13 protein-coding genes are annotated in these 13,272 nt (G+C 39.1%); 3 read left to right on the top strand and 10 right to left on the bottom strand.

Features of this window, described 5'->3' with window-relative positions:
- Positions 1 to 71 precede the first annotated feature (71 nt).
- Positions 72 to 1,307 (bottom strand): sensor histidine kinase, encoded by a 1,236-nt coding sequence (locus tag BLQ81_RS09630; RefSeq protein ID WP_092729735.1) that lies wholly within the window; start codon positions 1,305 to 1,307, stop codon positions 72 to 74.
- A 296-nt stretch (positions 1,308 to 1,603) separates the two neighbouring features.
- Here BLQ81_RS09630 and BLQ81_RS22240 point away from each other — a divergent pair, with 296 nt between their 5' ends.
- Complete coding sequence (locus tag BLQ81_RS22240; RefSeq protein ID WP_175454202.1) at positions 1,604 to 1,771, top strand: hypothetical protein; 168 nt, start codon at positions 1,604 to 1,606, stop codon at positions 1,769 to 1,771.
- A gap of 414 nt (positions 1,772 to 2,185) precedes the next feature.
- On the opposite strand, the gene BLQ81_RS09625 is transcribed toward BLQ81_RS22240, so the two are convergent.
- The 9 genes from BLQ81_RS09625 to BLQ81_RS09585 all read right to left on the bottom strand — a co-directional run bounded on the left by BLQ81_RS09625 (position 2,186) and on the right by BLQ81_RS09585 (position 10,212).
- Positions 2,186 to 3,493 (bottom strand): ABC transporter permease, encoded by a 1,308-nt coding sequence (locus BLQ81_RS09625; protein ID WP_092729734.1) that lies wholly within the window; start codon positions 3,491 to 3,493, stop codon positions 2,186 to 2,188.
- Positions 3,486 to 4,379: an ABC transporter ATP-binding protein gene (locus BLQ81_RS09620; RefSeq protein ID WP_092729733.1), complete on the bottom strand. Its 894-nt coding sequence runs from the start codon at positions 4,377 to 4,379 to the stop codon at positions 3,486 to 3,488. The genes BLQ81_RS09625 and BLQ81_RS09620 overlap by 8 nt, the downstream gene beginning before the upstream one ends.
- A gap of 7 nt (positions 4,380 to 4,386) precedes the next feature.
- Positions 4,387 to 5,271, bottom strand: a complete 885-nt coding sequence (locus BLQ81_RS09615) for a hypothetical protein (RefSeq protein ID WP_245693226.1) — start codon at positions 5,269 to 5,271, stop codon at positions 4,387 to 4,389.
- An 80-nt stretch (positions 5,272 to 5,351) separates the two neighbouring features.
- Complete coding sequence (gene dnaJ, locus BLQ81_RS09610) at positions 5,352 to 6,458, bottom strand: molecular chaperone DnaJ (protein WP_092729732.1); 1,107 nt, start codon at positions 6,456 to 6,458, stop codon at positions 5,352 to 5,354.
- 6 nt (positions 6,459 to 6,464) lie between these two features.
- Positions 6,465 to 7,022 (bottom strand): nucleotide exchange factor GrpE, encoded by a 558-nt coding sequence (locus BLQ81_RS09605; protein ID WP_092729731.1) that lies wholly within the window; start codon positions 7,020 to 7,022, stop codon positions 6,465 to 6,467.
- A gap of 77 nt (positions 7,023 to 7,099) precedes the next feature.
- Positions 7,100 to 8,092, bottom strand: a complete 993-nt coding sequence (gene obgE, locus BLQ81_RS09600) for a GTPase ObgE (RefSeq protein WP_092729730.1) — start codon at positions 8,090 to 8,092, stop codon at positions 7,100 to 7,102.
- Between the two features lie 76 nt (positions 8,093 to 8,168).
- Complete coding sequence (locus BLQ81_RS09595; protein ID WP_092729761.1) at positions 8,169 to 8,741, bottom strand: adenylate kinase; 573 nt, start codon at positions 8,739 to 8,741, stop codon at positions 8,169 to 8,171.
- Between the two features lie 8 nt (positions 8,742 to 8,749).
- Positions 8,750 to 9,295, bottom strand: coding sequence for a hypoxanthine phosphoribosyltransferase (hpt, locus tag BLQ81_RS09590; protein ID WP_092729729.1), 546 nt, complete (start codon positions 9,293 to 9,295; stop codon positions 8,750 to 8,752).
- Positions 9,296 to 9,303: 8 nt separating this feature from the next.
- Positions 9,304 to 10,212 (bottom strand): M20/M25/M40 family metallo-hydrolase, encoded by a 909-nt coding sequence (locus BLQ81_RS09585; RefSeq protein ID WP_092729728.1) that lies wholly within the window; start codon positions 10,210 to 10,212, stop codon positions 9,304 to 9,306.
- Positions 10,213 to 10,384: 172 nt separating this feature from the next.
- Here BLQ81_RS09585 and BLQ81_RS09580 point away from each other — a divergent pair, with 172 nt between their 5' ends.
- Both BLQ81_RS09580 and BLQ81_RS09575 read left to right on the top strand, forming a co-directional pair.
- Complete coding sequence (locus tag BLQ81_RS09580; protein ID WP_092729727.1) at positions 10,385 to 11,665, top strand: OmpA family protein; 1,281 nt, start codon at positions 10,385 to 10,387, stop codon at positions 11,663 to 11,665.
- A 276-nt stretch (positions 11,666 to 11,941) separates the two neighbouring features.
- A complete protein-coding gene (locus BLQ81_RS09575) occupies positions 11,942 to 13,237 on the top strand; it encodes an OmpA family protein (RefSeq protein WP_092729726.1) in 1,296 nt (431 codons plus the stop codon).
- Positions 13,238 to 13,272 lie beyond the last annotated feature (35 nt).

The following is a 13,272-nucleotide window of genomic DNA, read 5'->3' as shown; positions in this document are numbered from 1 at the left end:
TAACAAAAAGCTTGCTTTAGGATAGCCCGTACTTTATAACTTTTGCACCAATCCAAAAAATCTTAATCCAATCAGTATTCTAAAATTCCTTCAGTAACAAACTGAGAGACGTCTTCCATATTACCTAATAACATGATACGAAAAGTAGTCCCCTTTCCGATCTCTGAGCTTTTGACAAAGATTTTACCTCCATGGTAGCCTTCTACGATTCGCTTGGCTAGCGTGAGACCGAGTCCCCAGCCACGCTGCCGAGTGGAAAAACCGGGATTGAAGACCTTGCGAAAGTTTTTCTTTTCTATGCCCTTGCCGGTATCGCTGATATCGACGATTACATATTTATCGCTATCCTGTAAAACATCGATAGTTAGGATGCCCTTTCCTTTCATGGCATCCACCCCGTTTTTACAGATATTCTCGATAACCCATTCAAAAAGTGGCTTATTCATCATGGCTTCCAAATCCTTGGAGTCAGCATGAATATTCATATCGACTTTGGTCGAAATTCGAGGTCGGAGGTAAGTGATTGTCTCCTCAATGACTTGATATAGATTTTCCGGTTGAATGACTGGCTTGCTTCCAATACTACTAAATCGCTCAGTGACCATTCGAAGCTTGACGACATCTTTGTCCATTTCCTGAATGATCTCTCTGTTTTCTTCCCAAACAGGAGAATTTCTCAGGTAGTCAATCCAAGCCATGAGGGATGCGATCGGGGTACCGAGTTGGTGGGCCGTTTCTTTGGTCAAGCCAGCCCATACACGGTTTTGTTCCGAAATTTTACTTTGGTTGAAAAGTGCAAAAGCCAAAATTCCAAAAACCAAAATCACAGCTAACTGCACATAAGGGTAGAATTTAAGACTCGTCAAAAGCTCAGAGTTTCGATAAAAAACCCGGATATCAGCTTCCTGCAAATAGATCGGTTCGTAAACCGTCTGCATTATTAAAAGTTCTCGTTCTAGGGTTTTAATAGAATCTCTACCATCCGAATTTTTTTTAAAACTAATATTCCTGAATTCGATTGGATCGCCTTGGGAATCCACCATAATAATTGGAATGGAGTAATTTTGCTGGATTATTTCCTGATTGATAAAAGTGAGATTTTCGGAGGTGGTGGCGGCATACTCCATTGCGGATGACAAGAGTTGAATCTGTCTATTTTCGCGTTCCCGTAATTCCTCTACCAGCAAACTGGTATACCAAATGGAACCGGAACCAATTAAAACAGAGATAAAAAATACCAGCCATCTGACTTGTTTCTTATTCTTATAAAAGTCGATGGAGGTGAGATCCTGGAATCTGTTTTTCATTTAATCTATACAAAGTTTTCTGCAATACTAACTCCTGAATTTTTTAGATAGTATGAGTGAGGAATAAAATTTATCTACTAACAAGCATGGACTAAATGCATTTGTACAACAAGTGCCAAATTGTGAAAAATAGCTTACAATACGAAATCGAGCCTCCCTAAGGCAGACAGGCAAGTAGTAAGGACGACATACGCTAGGGTACAATCAAACATGCAAGAAAATCCAAATGGGGGTTTATCTGTGGTAAGAAGGTTTTGAATCGGCGATCTCAACTCAAGTAATCACATTAAAAACAGATGAATACAAACGACATTGGATTAGAATTTACAGAATCTAAGGATCAGATTAAAATGCAAAATGGACACCTTGCAAACTATCAGATTTATTATCAAAACCTGAGAAACTTCCATTACATAATTGAGAAAGAAAAAGCAGTTTGGATGCTATCTGCCAATCTTAAATAAAATCAAGTCGAGTAGGTAAGGGGAATTTCACCCCAAACCCTTTGAAAACCATGAAAAACCACCTGCAAAAAGCCTAAAGGGGATTCTGTTTCCAGATTTCTACAAAAAATAGTCTCAACAAAAGAAAAACCCATAACTTCAACAATCCCTGAGATTGTTTAGGACAGCATTGAAATCAAACCCCTAATTTTAACTGACACAAGACAATAATGTGACAACCAAAATCAGGCAAGCTCAGGGGCTTCGGTCTTCGGTCATCGGTCTTCCGACCCGATAACCAAAGAAAATAGGATTACTGGCAGAATAGCGGATAATCAAAAAAACGCCAATATTTAATTGGCACACAAAAGCTGGATGTTTTAAGGATTTCTCCAATTTATATAAAAGAACTCGGTATTGAACTGGGCTTTTTTATTAGCTGCTTTTTAACCATTTCCACATGGTCTTGTAAGATGGCTTGGTGCCATGCATCAGTATTCCGATACGATAAATTTTCCCAGCAAACCATGTAGTAAGCAAAAACCCTCCAATCAAAAGTGTCAGAGATAAGGCCAATTCCCAAAAAGGTACCCCATAGCTAATCCTTCCCATCATGGCGATTGGCGAAGTTAAAGGAACAATGGAAAGCCAAAATGAAACAGAACTTGTAGGATCTTGCAACACAAAGACAAAAAGCCCCAGATAAGCAACAATCAAAGGTATAGTTACCGGCAACATGAATTGCTGAGCGTCTGAGGGAGAATCAACAGCCGAACCTATCGCTGCAAACAATGCCCCATAGAGCAAGTACCCTCCAAGGAAATAGACGATAAAACTTGAAACTAAAGTGATAAAATCTATGCCTCCCATCACTTGAAGAATATTGGCTAATTCACCGGAATCTGGGACATTTTGAGCCAATTCGGGATTTGCTAATTCCAAGGCTTGCTGTTGTGGCATTTGGAGTCCCATCACGCCCATTACCACTGACGAAAGTGTTCCGATCAGGACCACCCAAATCAAAAACTGCGTAAGCCCCACTGCTCCTATTCCCACAATTTTTCCCATCATCAGCTGAAAAGGTTTAAGCGAAGAAACGAGGATCTCAACAATTCGGGTAGATTTCTCTTCAATCACTCCCTGCATGATCTGATTGCCATAGACAAATATGAAAATGTAGATCAGAATACCTGAAACAAAACCCAAGGCATAATTTACAGTAGCGTCATTGATTTTTTCTTCGCCTTTTTCTCCGAGGGTAATTGACTTAATTGAAACAGTAGTCCGGATATCCTTCAAAATTTTAGGATCTATCCCTTTGTCAAAAAGTTTCTGATCCTCAATTTTCCGTTTAAGAGCACTTTCCAAATAACTCATTAAGCTCATGCTCGGGTTTTCCAGTCCATAAAACTGAATCCCTTTTGGATCAGTCAAATCTAACTTTGGAATATGCAAAAAACCATACCTTCCGCCCTCCTTAACCATTTTTTTAGCAGCATCCAGATCATTTACTGAAGAAGTAAACGCATACTGCTCTGAACTTTCCATGAAAAAAAGATTGGTCTCGTCTATCACTTCAATAATTCGAAGCGATTGATTTTCTTTTTCCTGCATCGCAATCCAAACAAATATTCCCATGATAGCCGGGAAAATAAGCGGAGTCAAAAGAGTTGCGATCAAAAAGGATTTCTTTTTGACTCGTGCTAAATACTCGCGTTGAATGACAAGGAAAATCTTACTCATGAGTTGAAGCTTGGACTTGATGAATAAAAATCTCCTCAATGCTGGGGATTTGCTCTCTAAATGAAAGGACCTCTCCAAACTCCATCATTTCAGATAAAAGCTGATTGGGGGTTTTACCAGCCAAGGGCAGGGTAAATTTCCACACGTCATCCGAGAATTTGGGAGTCCATTCCATTGGTATGTCTCGCTTAAGATAATTCAATGAAATTTTAAAAACCTCAGGACGAAAACTCCTTTTTACTTCCCTAATTGTCCCATCAAGGATTTTTCTGGATCGATTGATCATGGCCACATGATCACAGAGTAGTTCCACCGATTCCATTCTGTGCGTACTCAAAATCACCGTGGTTCCCTTTTCTTTCAATTCCAAAATTTCATTTTTGATGATTTCAGCATTTACGGGATCAAATCCAGAAAAGGGCTCATCTAAAATCAAAAGAGTAGGCCGATGAACAACCGTAGCGATAAACTGTATTTTTTGAGCCATTCCCTTGGAGAGGTCCTCAATTTTTTTGTCCTTCCAGGAGACCACATCGAGTTTTTCAAGCCAATTTTTGATCTGAACCTTGGCTTCATTTTCACTGAGACCTTTAAGCCTCGAAAAATAAATGAGCTGATCCCAAACCTTCATCTTCTTGTAAAGGCCTCGCTCTTCTGGCAAGTAACCAATCTTCCGAATATCATTGGGAGAAAGTGTGCGGCCATCTAACTCGACTGTGCCACTATCCTGCTCAATGATTTGGTTTACGATTCGAATCAGGGTGGTTTTACCGGCACCATTGGGGCCCAAAAGTCCAAAAATTACACCCTTCGGCACAAAAAGATCCACATCCGTTAGTGCTCGGTGGTTTTCGTATGATTTATTTACTTGGGTAATTTGAAGCATTATTGTTCTATTCGACTGTTAGCGAACCCATCCCAACATCCAAAATCAATTCTAACAATTTGGGATCAGATGCTTTATATCCCCTAGTGACATATGTCTGGCTGTCGATTGACTTAAGATATTTGGGAAAAATCGTCCGACACATCGGGTTTTTTTTCATTCTTATTTTTACGGGGTTGGAATCCGGCGGAAGCTTCAAATAAATGCTACCTCCACTCACTGCTGCGATAACTTGGCTGGCACTTGCCAACCCGTCACTGTAGTTCAGGTTAATTTTCCCATAACTCACTTCAATAATGACCTTTTTAGCATTGGTAAAGTTTGCGTTCTGGACCTCTACAGTACCCATATTCAAAGTCACTAAAAGTGTGTCCATCTCTACTTGATTGGGGACTTTTGATCCGTAATGAATCAGTATATCTGAACTGGCACTTTTAATTTTTAGCTGCGAAATTGGAATTTGTGATAAGTCGAAATTGCCTTTTCCTATTCCAAGGGTAAAGTCTAAATCATACAAAAAATTTGATCCTAGCCCCAAATCCCATGAATTATCAAACTTAGTATTGTCTGAGAAAAGCTTGGAAGTAATGCTTTTGCTGAGGTTATCTGATTCGACATTTTTATGAACTAAGCTTACGTCCAACAAATTGTCGTGAATGGAATAGCTGAAGTCCGGAAGAATATTCGATTTTAACAAATGACCATGGATATAAATTGGTTCCGAAGTAATTACCCGCTTGAGCTGAGTTAAACTATTATAGGAAGAAAAATTTAGATATACCAGTTCATAGCCTTTACGCTCCGAGACTTTATACTCTTTAACAAATTGCGCTTGACCGGGAATGGCCATTACTATGATCCAGAAAAGAAGAAGACACAGTTTTTTAAGCATACGGATAGGTTACGCCGGTCGATTGAAAAGGTTCTTTAAAAATATAAAAAAAGCCGAAATCACTTCCGGCTTTAAATATTTTAGAAAAATTCCTTCATTTTATCTAAGAAGGATTTATCCTGTTTACCCGGATCAGGCTTGAAATTCTCAGAACTTCTTAATCCGTCCAGTACACTCTTTTCTTCTTTTGAAAGTTCTGTAGGGGTCCAGACGTTAACCATGATTAATTGATCACCTCGATGGTAACCATTGATGTCTTTTATTCCCTTACCCTTAAGACGAAGCATTTTGCCGCTTTGCGTACCGGGATCAATTTTAATTTTCACCTTCCCGTCAATGGTGGGAACTTCTAAGGAAGCACCCAGTGCCGCATCAATGAAAGAAACATGTAAATCATAAATGACATTATTTCCTTCTCGCTGAAGCACATTATCCTCAGATTCTTCAATTACAATCAGCAAATCGCCTGGTATGCCTCCAGGGATTTCATTCCCTTTTCCAGACATACTAAGCTGCATTCCTTCACCCACTCCACCGGGAATATTGATGGAAATCACTTCCTCCTTTATAATCAAGCCCCTGGAATCCGCCTCCGCAGGTTTCTTATCTACAATTTGTCCACTACCCCCACATACTGCGCAGGTGCTGGCAGATACCATTTGGCCAAGCATCGTATTGACTACTTTTTTTACCTGACCAGTTCCTTGGCAAGTACCGCAAGATTTAAATGATACACCTGCCGCAACGACGTGTCTTTTGACTTTGATCTTTTTCTCAACTCCGTTGGCTATCTCTTGCAGGTTTAGCTTAAGTTTCACCCGAAGATTGGTTCCTTTTTTTGTTCGTCGACCTCCGCCTCCGCCTGAAAAAAAAGACCCAAAACCTCCTCCTCCGAAAATATCGCCAAACTGGGAGAAAATATCCTCCATGTTCATGCCAGCACCACCATAGCCTCCGTTACCACCTAGCCCTTGATGACCAAATTGATCGTACCGAGCTTTTTTATCCGCATTACTCAGTACTTCGTATGCTTCTGCCGCTTCTTTGAATTTGTCTTCTGCCTCAGGATTGTCAGGATTTTTATCAGGGTGATACTGAATAGCAAGCTTTCGATAAGCTTTCTTTATCTCCTCTGCACTTGCTGATTTGGTGATCCCAAGTATCTCGTAATAATCTCTTTTTGCCATATTCTTTTATGCTCCTGTTACAACCTTGGCATATCTCACTACTTTATCGCCTAGGGTGTATCCCTTTTCGACCACATCGACTACCATTCCTTTTAGTTCTTCTTTGGGAGAGGGGATTTGCGTGATCGCTTCTTGTGTGTCTGGATTAAATGGTTTCCCTATCAAGTCATCCATAACTTTAAGCCCTTTAGACTCAAGTATTCTTACAAGTTTATGGAAAATCAATTGATTTCCTTCTCGAATTTTTACTATATCAGTTTCATTTTCAGAAGCTTTAGTCGCTCTTTCAAAATCATCAACCACAGGAATCAAATCTTTCAATACATCCTCAGATGCAGTTTTGATTAAATCAATTCTTTCTTTAGCGGTTCGTTTTCGGAAATTTTCGAAATCAGAATAGAGCCTCAGGTATTTATCTTTCAGATCAGTAATCTCAGATTCAAGCTTAGCACCTTGGTTTCCGGTATCAGAGAGGGCTTCAATCTCACTTTGGGGAGTTTCTTCCATAATTTGCTCTTCCGCTTGATAATTTAATTCTTGATCCAATTCTTCTTTATTTTTCATAACAAAAGCCAATAGTTGGTTAATGGGAATTTAACAATGACTTTGCCAGATCTAATTTTCTGACAAAGTGACACTCGTCAAGAATGAATTGCCTGCCAGATCAGGTCCTTGAGTTTGTCTAGGTTGAATTGACTCACGGAAGAAATGAACACATAAGGAATATCTTTAGGTATTTCTTCCTCCATCTCTTTCATCAAATCATTGTCCAGCATATCGGTTTTGGAAATAGCCAAAATCCGTTTTTTGTCTAACAATTCAGGATTGTATTTCCCAAGTTCACCAAGCAAAATCCGATATTGATCCTCAATGCTTGATGCATCGGCAGGAATCATGAACAGTAAAATAGAATTCCGCTCAATATGTCTCAAAAATCTGATTCCCAATCCTTTTCCTTCTGCAGCTCCTTCGATGATACCCGGAATATCTGCCATTACAAATGACTTATCATCTCTATAACTTACCACTCCAAGATTGGGAACTAAAGTAGTAAAGGGGTAGTCTCCAATCTCAGGCCTTGCAGCAGAAATTGAAGAAAGCAATGTGGATTTTCCGGCATTTGGAAAACCTACCAATCCTACGTCCGCCAAAAGCTTTAATTCCAGAATAATCCATTCTTCAATTCCAGGCTCTCCCGGTTGAGCGTAGTGCGGTGCCTGATTGGTTGCAGTCTTGAAATGATCATTACCCAATCCTCCACGGCCTCCTGATGTTAATATTATTTCCTGACCATTTTCGGTGATTTCAAAACGTTTCTCACCTGTTTCGGCATCTTTGGCTACAGTACCAAGCGGAACATCCAGAATAATATCTTTCCCATCTGCACCAGTTCTTTTTCCTCCTTCACCACCTTTTCCAGAATCTGCGATGACGTGTTTTTTGTATTTTAAGTGAAGCAGGGTCCAGTGTTGCGAATTTCCTCTGAGGATAATATTCCCCCCTCGACCACCATCACCTCCGTCTGGACCTCCTTTTGGGACGTGCTTTTCACGCCTGAAGTGAACAGAGCCTGCCCCCCCCGCGCCTGAGCGAGAGCAAAATTTTACGTAATCAATGAAGTTGGAATCTGCCATTTTCTAAGAATGAAAAAGGCTAAGCCCGAAAGCTTAGCCAAGTCTTTGTTGTGCAAAATTAAGAATTTGCGTTGAATCAGTAGCTATCAATTGTGACTGATATCTCTTTAAAGATTTCATCAATCTCACCTACTCCATTGATTTTCTTAAATTTGCCTTGTTCTTCATAATAATTCGCGACGGGTAAAGTTTCATCCAAATAGACCTTTATTCTGGTATTGATTTTTTCCTCGTTTTGGTCATCTGCACGATTAGAAGTTTTTCCTCTTTCCTTAATCCTTTCCTTTAGGATTTCCTGTGGCACATCTAGCGCAATCATCCCGGAAATTGCAATTCCATGATTTTTCAGCATTCTATCAAGTGCCTCAGCCTGTGCTGTCGTTCGAGGAAATCCATCAAAAATAAATCCTTCGCAATGTTTAGAATTGCTGATTTTATCTTCGACCATGCTGATCACCACCTGATCAGGAACAAGATGCCCTTCATCCATGTATTTTTTGGCAAGGGTTCCGAGTTCAGTTCCTTCTCCCAAATGTTTTCTAAAAAGGTCACCTGTAGAGAGGTGCGTCAGCCCATATTTTTCAATCAGCTTTTCACTTTGGGTGCCTTTACCCGCACCCGGAGGACCAAATAACACTATATTCCGCATTCCAGAAGTCATTTTTTTGTTGTACTTAGTTGATAAAGATCAGGAAGATTACGCCCTAATCCATCATAATCAAGACCGAAGCCCACGACAAATTTATTGGGAATTTCAAAACCCACATAATCCAAACTGTAATTAAACCTGAATGCATCTTTTTTAAAGAGAAGTGTAAAAATGGTCAAAGTCTTAGGTTTATGCTTTGACAGCTCAGAAAGCAGATAATCCATGCTAATCCCCGTGTCCACAATATCCTCAACAATCAATACATTTTTTCCTGACAAATCTGCAGCAAGCCCAAGGAGGGACCTTACTTCACCTGTAGTTGAAGTTCCTGAATAAGATGAAATCTTCAAAAATTCACAACTTATTGAAAGATCAATCAGCCTTGCTAAGTCAGCCATTACAATAAATGAACCATTTAACACCCCTAAAAGAACCAATTCTTCTGATTGAAAATCTAAAGAAATTTCTCTTGCCAACTCAGATAAACGATCTTTGATTTCTTTTTCGGGAATAAACAGCTCGAAGGTCAGATCTTTAATTTGCGTTTTTTTCATTTTTAAATTTAAAGCTCGCTCAATAGAAATTGGTACATTCTGATCATTGAATCCAGATCAGATAAGGAAACTTTTTCATTTGGAGTATGAACAAAATCCTCGGCTGCACCAATAAAACACCAGTCAATCGCATAAGGAGAGAATTGAATTTCTCGCCCATCACTACCACCATAGGCTTCAACCTCAATTTGATAAGGAACACCACTTTTTTCGGCCAATTGGACCACCTTTTCGATAAATTTTTTTCGAGGGATAAATTTATCCCGAGCAGAAATCACAGCTCCTTTGTGGTGCTCGACTCCCTCAGAAATCCAAGTAATATCAGATATCAGTGCTTGCTTTACCGGTGCATTTTCTTGGATAAATTTGATTAAAAAAGGTATACTACCACCACCGTGCTCTTCATAAGTTGTAAATACAACCCACCCATTTTCAATGGTTTCACATAATTTTAATGCACTGTAAACACCCAAACGATTATCTAAATAAGCAGCTTGAATAAATTCATCGTCAACCCTGACATTTTGATCAAACGATAAGCGTGTACCAGGCTCAATTCCTCTAGGGAAATCATGATAACATGCGTCTTCAGTTCCAATTAACCTACAAAACACCTCTCCTTTAGTATCTCTTCCCCTTAACCGTATTCCATCCATTATTTCTGGACCACCCACTGGAATAAGCTGATTTTGATACCGGGTCATAAATCCAACCGTATCGATATGAGCAAAGACGGCAGTTCTTGGAACTCCGAATTTTAAAAGTATGCAATCATGAAAATCTTCGCCAAAAAACATTTCAGGCCGAACCTTCCACCCGATTGATCGTTCTATAGCATGTTGAAGGATGAAATTTGAGATATCAGATTCATCTCCTGAAACACTAAATTTAGACAATAATTCAAACAGAAATTTCATTTTGGCATTGAATGTGTTAACAAATTTTATGATAAGAATTTAAAAATTATCATAAATTTCAAGTCAAAGATTGTGATTAAAATAAAACGTCTAGATTTGCAGTAAATAAAAAGTTTATAAATTTGCAATTACATCTATCAATCACTCAAAATCTGAACAAAAATTTTTTGTCATGAAAAAAATTATCCTCTCATCCCTTATGGCTGGAGCCTTGGTTTTAACTGCCAACGCCCAGGAATTTAACAAATGGTCACTCGAGGCAACCGGAGGTTTTAATAAGCCTATGGCCCCTCTAACTGGCGGCTTCCTATCTCCCACTCTAAACATAGGCCACGTCGATTTCGGCGTTCGTTACATGTTTAATGAGAAATTCGGCGCAAAACTGGATTACGGATTTGGTTCCTTCAAAGAGGTTGACGGTGAAAGTCCATCATTTGACACAAAATATAATAGATTGAATCTTCAAGGTGTGGCTAACATTGGCCGAATCATGAATTTTGAATCCTTCAGTAGATCATTTGGCTTGTTACTCCACGGTGGAGCGGGTATTGGTATGGTAAATCCTGAAGAGAATGTGTTTAATGATTTCAATGACAAAGTTTATACATTGATTTTTGGATTAACCCCTCAGGTAAAACTGAGTGAAAGAGTTGCATTGGTTGCAGATATCTCAACTATCCTAAATGGTCGTCAAACAGTTACTTTTGACGGTGCTACTGCGATTCGACCTGATATTAGCAACGGATTTTACGGTGCAAATGGGACATGGTGGACTGGTACCATTGGTCTTAATTTCTACTTAGGCAAAGCAACTCAGCACGCTGATTGGTATATTGCAGCTGACAAGTACGCCACTAAGGAAGAACTTGCAACACAAATCAATGGCATTAAAGATATGTTGAAAGATTCTGATGGCGATGGGGTACCCGATTATTTAGATAAAGAACCTAATACACCAGCCGGAGCAAGAGTAAACTCATCTGGGATGACGCTTGATTCTGATGGTGATGGTACACCTGATCATTTGGACAAATGTCCTTTCCAGCCAGGGCCTGCTTCGACCAACGGATGTCCTGCAGAGGTAGAAGTTGTAGCTGAGGTTGACTACCTTAAGAAAGCCATTAACGATGGATATGTCAACGTATACTTCGCTTTTGACAGCTCAAAACCACTTGGTTATTCTATAAGTGCTGCACATTTTGTTTCTAATTTTATGAAGAGAAATCCTAGTGTAAATATGGAAATAAAAGGTTTTGCAGATGAAATTGGCCCAGAAGATTACAACATGAAACTTTCTGAAACAAGGGCTAAAGCTGTATATGATCTACTAATTTCTTCAGGAATTAATGCATCAAGACTTTCTTTCAAAGGATACGGAGAAGACACTTCAGTAGACAAAGCTTCAGCAGATGCCCGTCAAATGGCAAGAAGAACAAGCTTTGAGGTTAAATAATTACTAACTCCAAAAATTTTGAAAGCCCGATTATTTTAATAGTCGGGCTTTTTTTTAAATCTAAGCTCCATTAAAAGAAATCCATTTTGAAGCAGGCAGGTTTTCTTGGAAAAACATCCAGACTCACCTGTCGAATGCAGATTTTTCAAAGAAATGTTTTATTTTCTAATTATTTCCAAAAGTGAATTTCCCCGATTCATGAAAATTTTATGGAATTTTTCACACAGCCTTATTTAACTTTACCTTGGTACAAACATTAAACCCTATTTCTCTAGGATGAAAAAATACCTTATCGTAATCCTTCTACTAGGAACCGCATTGAAAGTCTCCGCTCAAAATGAATTTAACAGATGGTCAATCGAATTAAATGGAGGCTTTAATAAACCAATGGGGCCCCTAACCCCAGGATATCTATCACCCACTTTAAATCTGGGACATATTGACATCGGAGCACGATATATGATCAATGAGTATGTTGGGTTTAAAGGAAACTTAGGGACGGGAAATTTCCGGGAAGTCAAAGGAAAAAGTCCGGAGTTTACAACTAACTATCAAACCATAACTCTTCAAGGGGTTGGCAACTTTGGAAAAATGTTAAACTTCGAATCTTTTTCTAAGAAGCTAGGTTTACTTGGCCATTTTGGCGCAGGTGGGGGTAGAATTGATTATAAAAAACCTGCGACATATTCTTTAGAGCCAGAATATTACTACATTATCACTACTGGTTTAACTTCATTATTTAACCTATCTGATAGAGTAGCTTTAACTGGAGATATTTCTGTAAATATCAATGGCAGACAAACTTATACATTAGATGGGAATTATTACAATGCTTTGGACCAACCAAATCCCCCAAGTAATCCATTTGTCCACGCTACAGGAACTTGGTGGACAGGTACGCTTGGATTGAATTTTTATTTAGGAAAGGCTGAAAAACATGCAGATTGGTACTTCGCTGATGAAAAGTATGCTACCAAAACTGAACTAAGTGAAGCAATAACTGAAATCAAAGATATGCTCAAAGACTCTGATGGAGATGGTATTCCTGATTACTTGGACAAGGAACCAAATACTCCCTCAGGAGCAAGGGTTAATTCTTTAGGAATAACACTTGATTCAGATGGAGATGGGACTCCTGATCACCTTGATAAATGCCCATTTCAACCAGGGCCATCTTCCCTTAACGGCTGCCCCTCAGAAGTAGAGATTTTAGATGAGGTTGACTTCCTGAAAAAAGCAATTAATGATGGGTATGTAAATGTTTACTTCGCATTTGACAGATCAAAACCATTAGGTTATTCCATAAGTGCCGCACACTATGTGTCCAACTTCATGAAGAGAAATCCAGGGGTTCGTATGGAAATTGAAGGTTATGCCGATGAACTTGGAACGGAAAATTATAACATGAAGCTTTCAGAGAAGCGGGCAAAAGCAGTATATGATTTGTTAGTTTCTTCAGGAGTTGATGCTGCAAGACTTTCATTCAAAGGTTATGGGGAAGATACTTCAGTTGATAAAGCGTCACCTGAGGCTCGTCAATTGGCACGAAGAACGAATTTTAAAATCCAATAAATCAAATACTTAGTCCGGTTTAAATAAATCGGACT

It is taken from the genome of Algoriphagus alkaliphilus, from assembly GCF_900103735.1.
GTDB classification, from domain to species: domain Bacteria; phylum Bacteroidota; class Bacteroidia; order Cytophagales; family Cyclobacteriaceae; genus Algoriphagus; species Algoriphagus alkaliphilus.
Note: the sequence above shows the minus strand (reverse complement) of the source record. Positions and strands in the feature narration are given on the sequence as shown.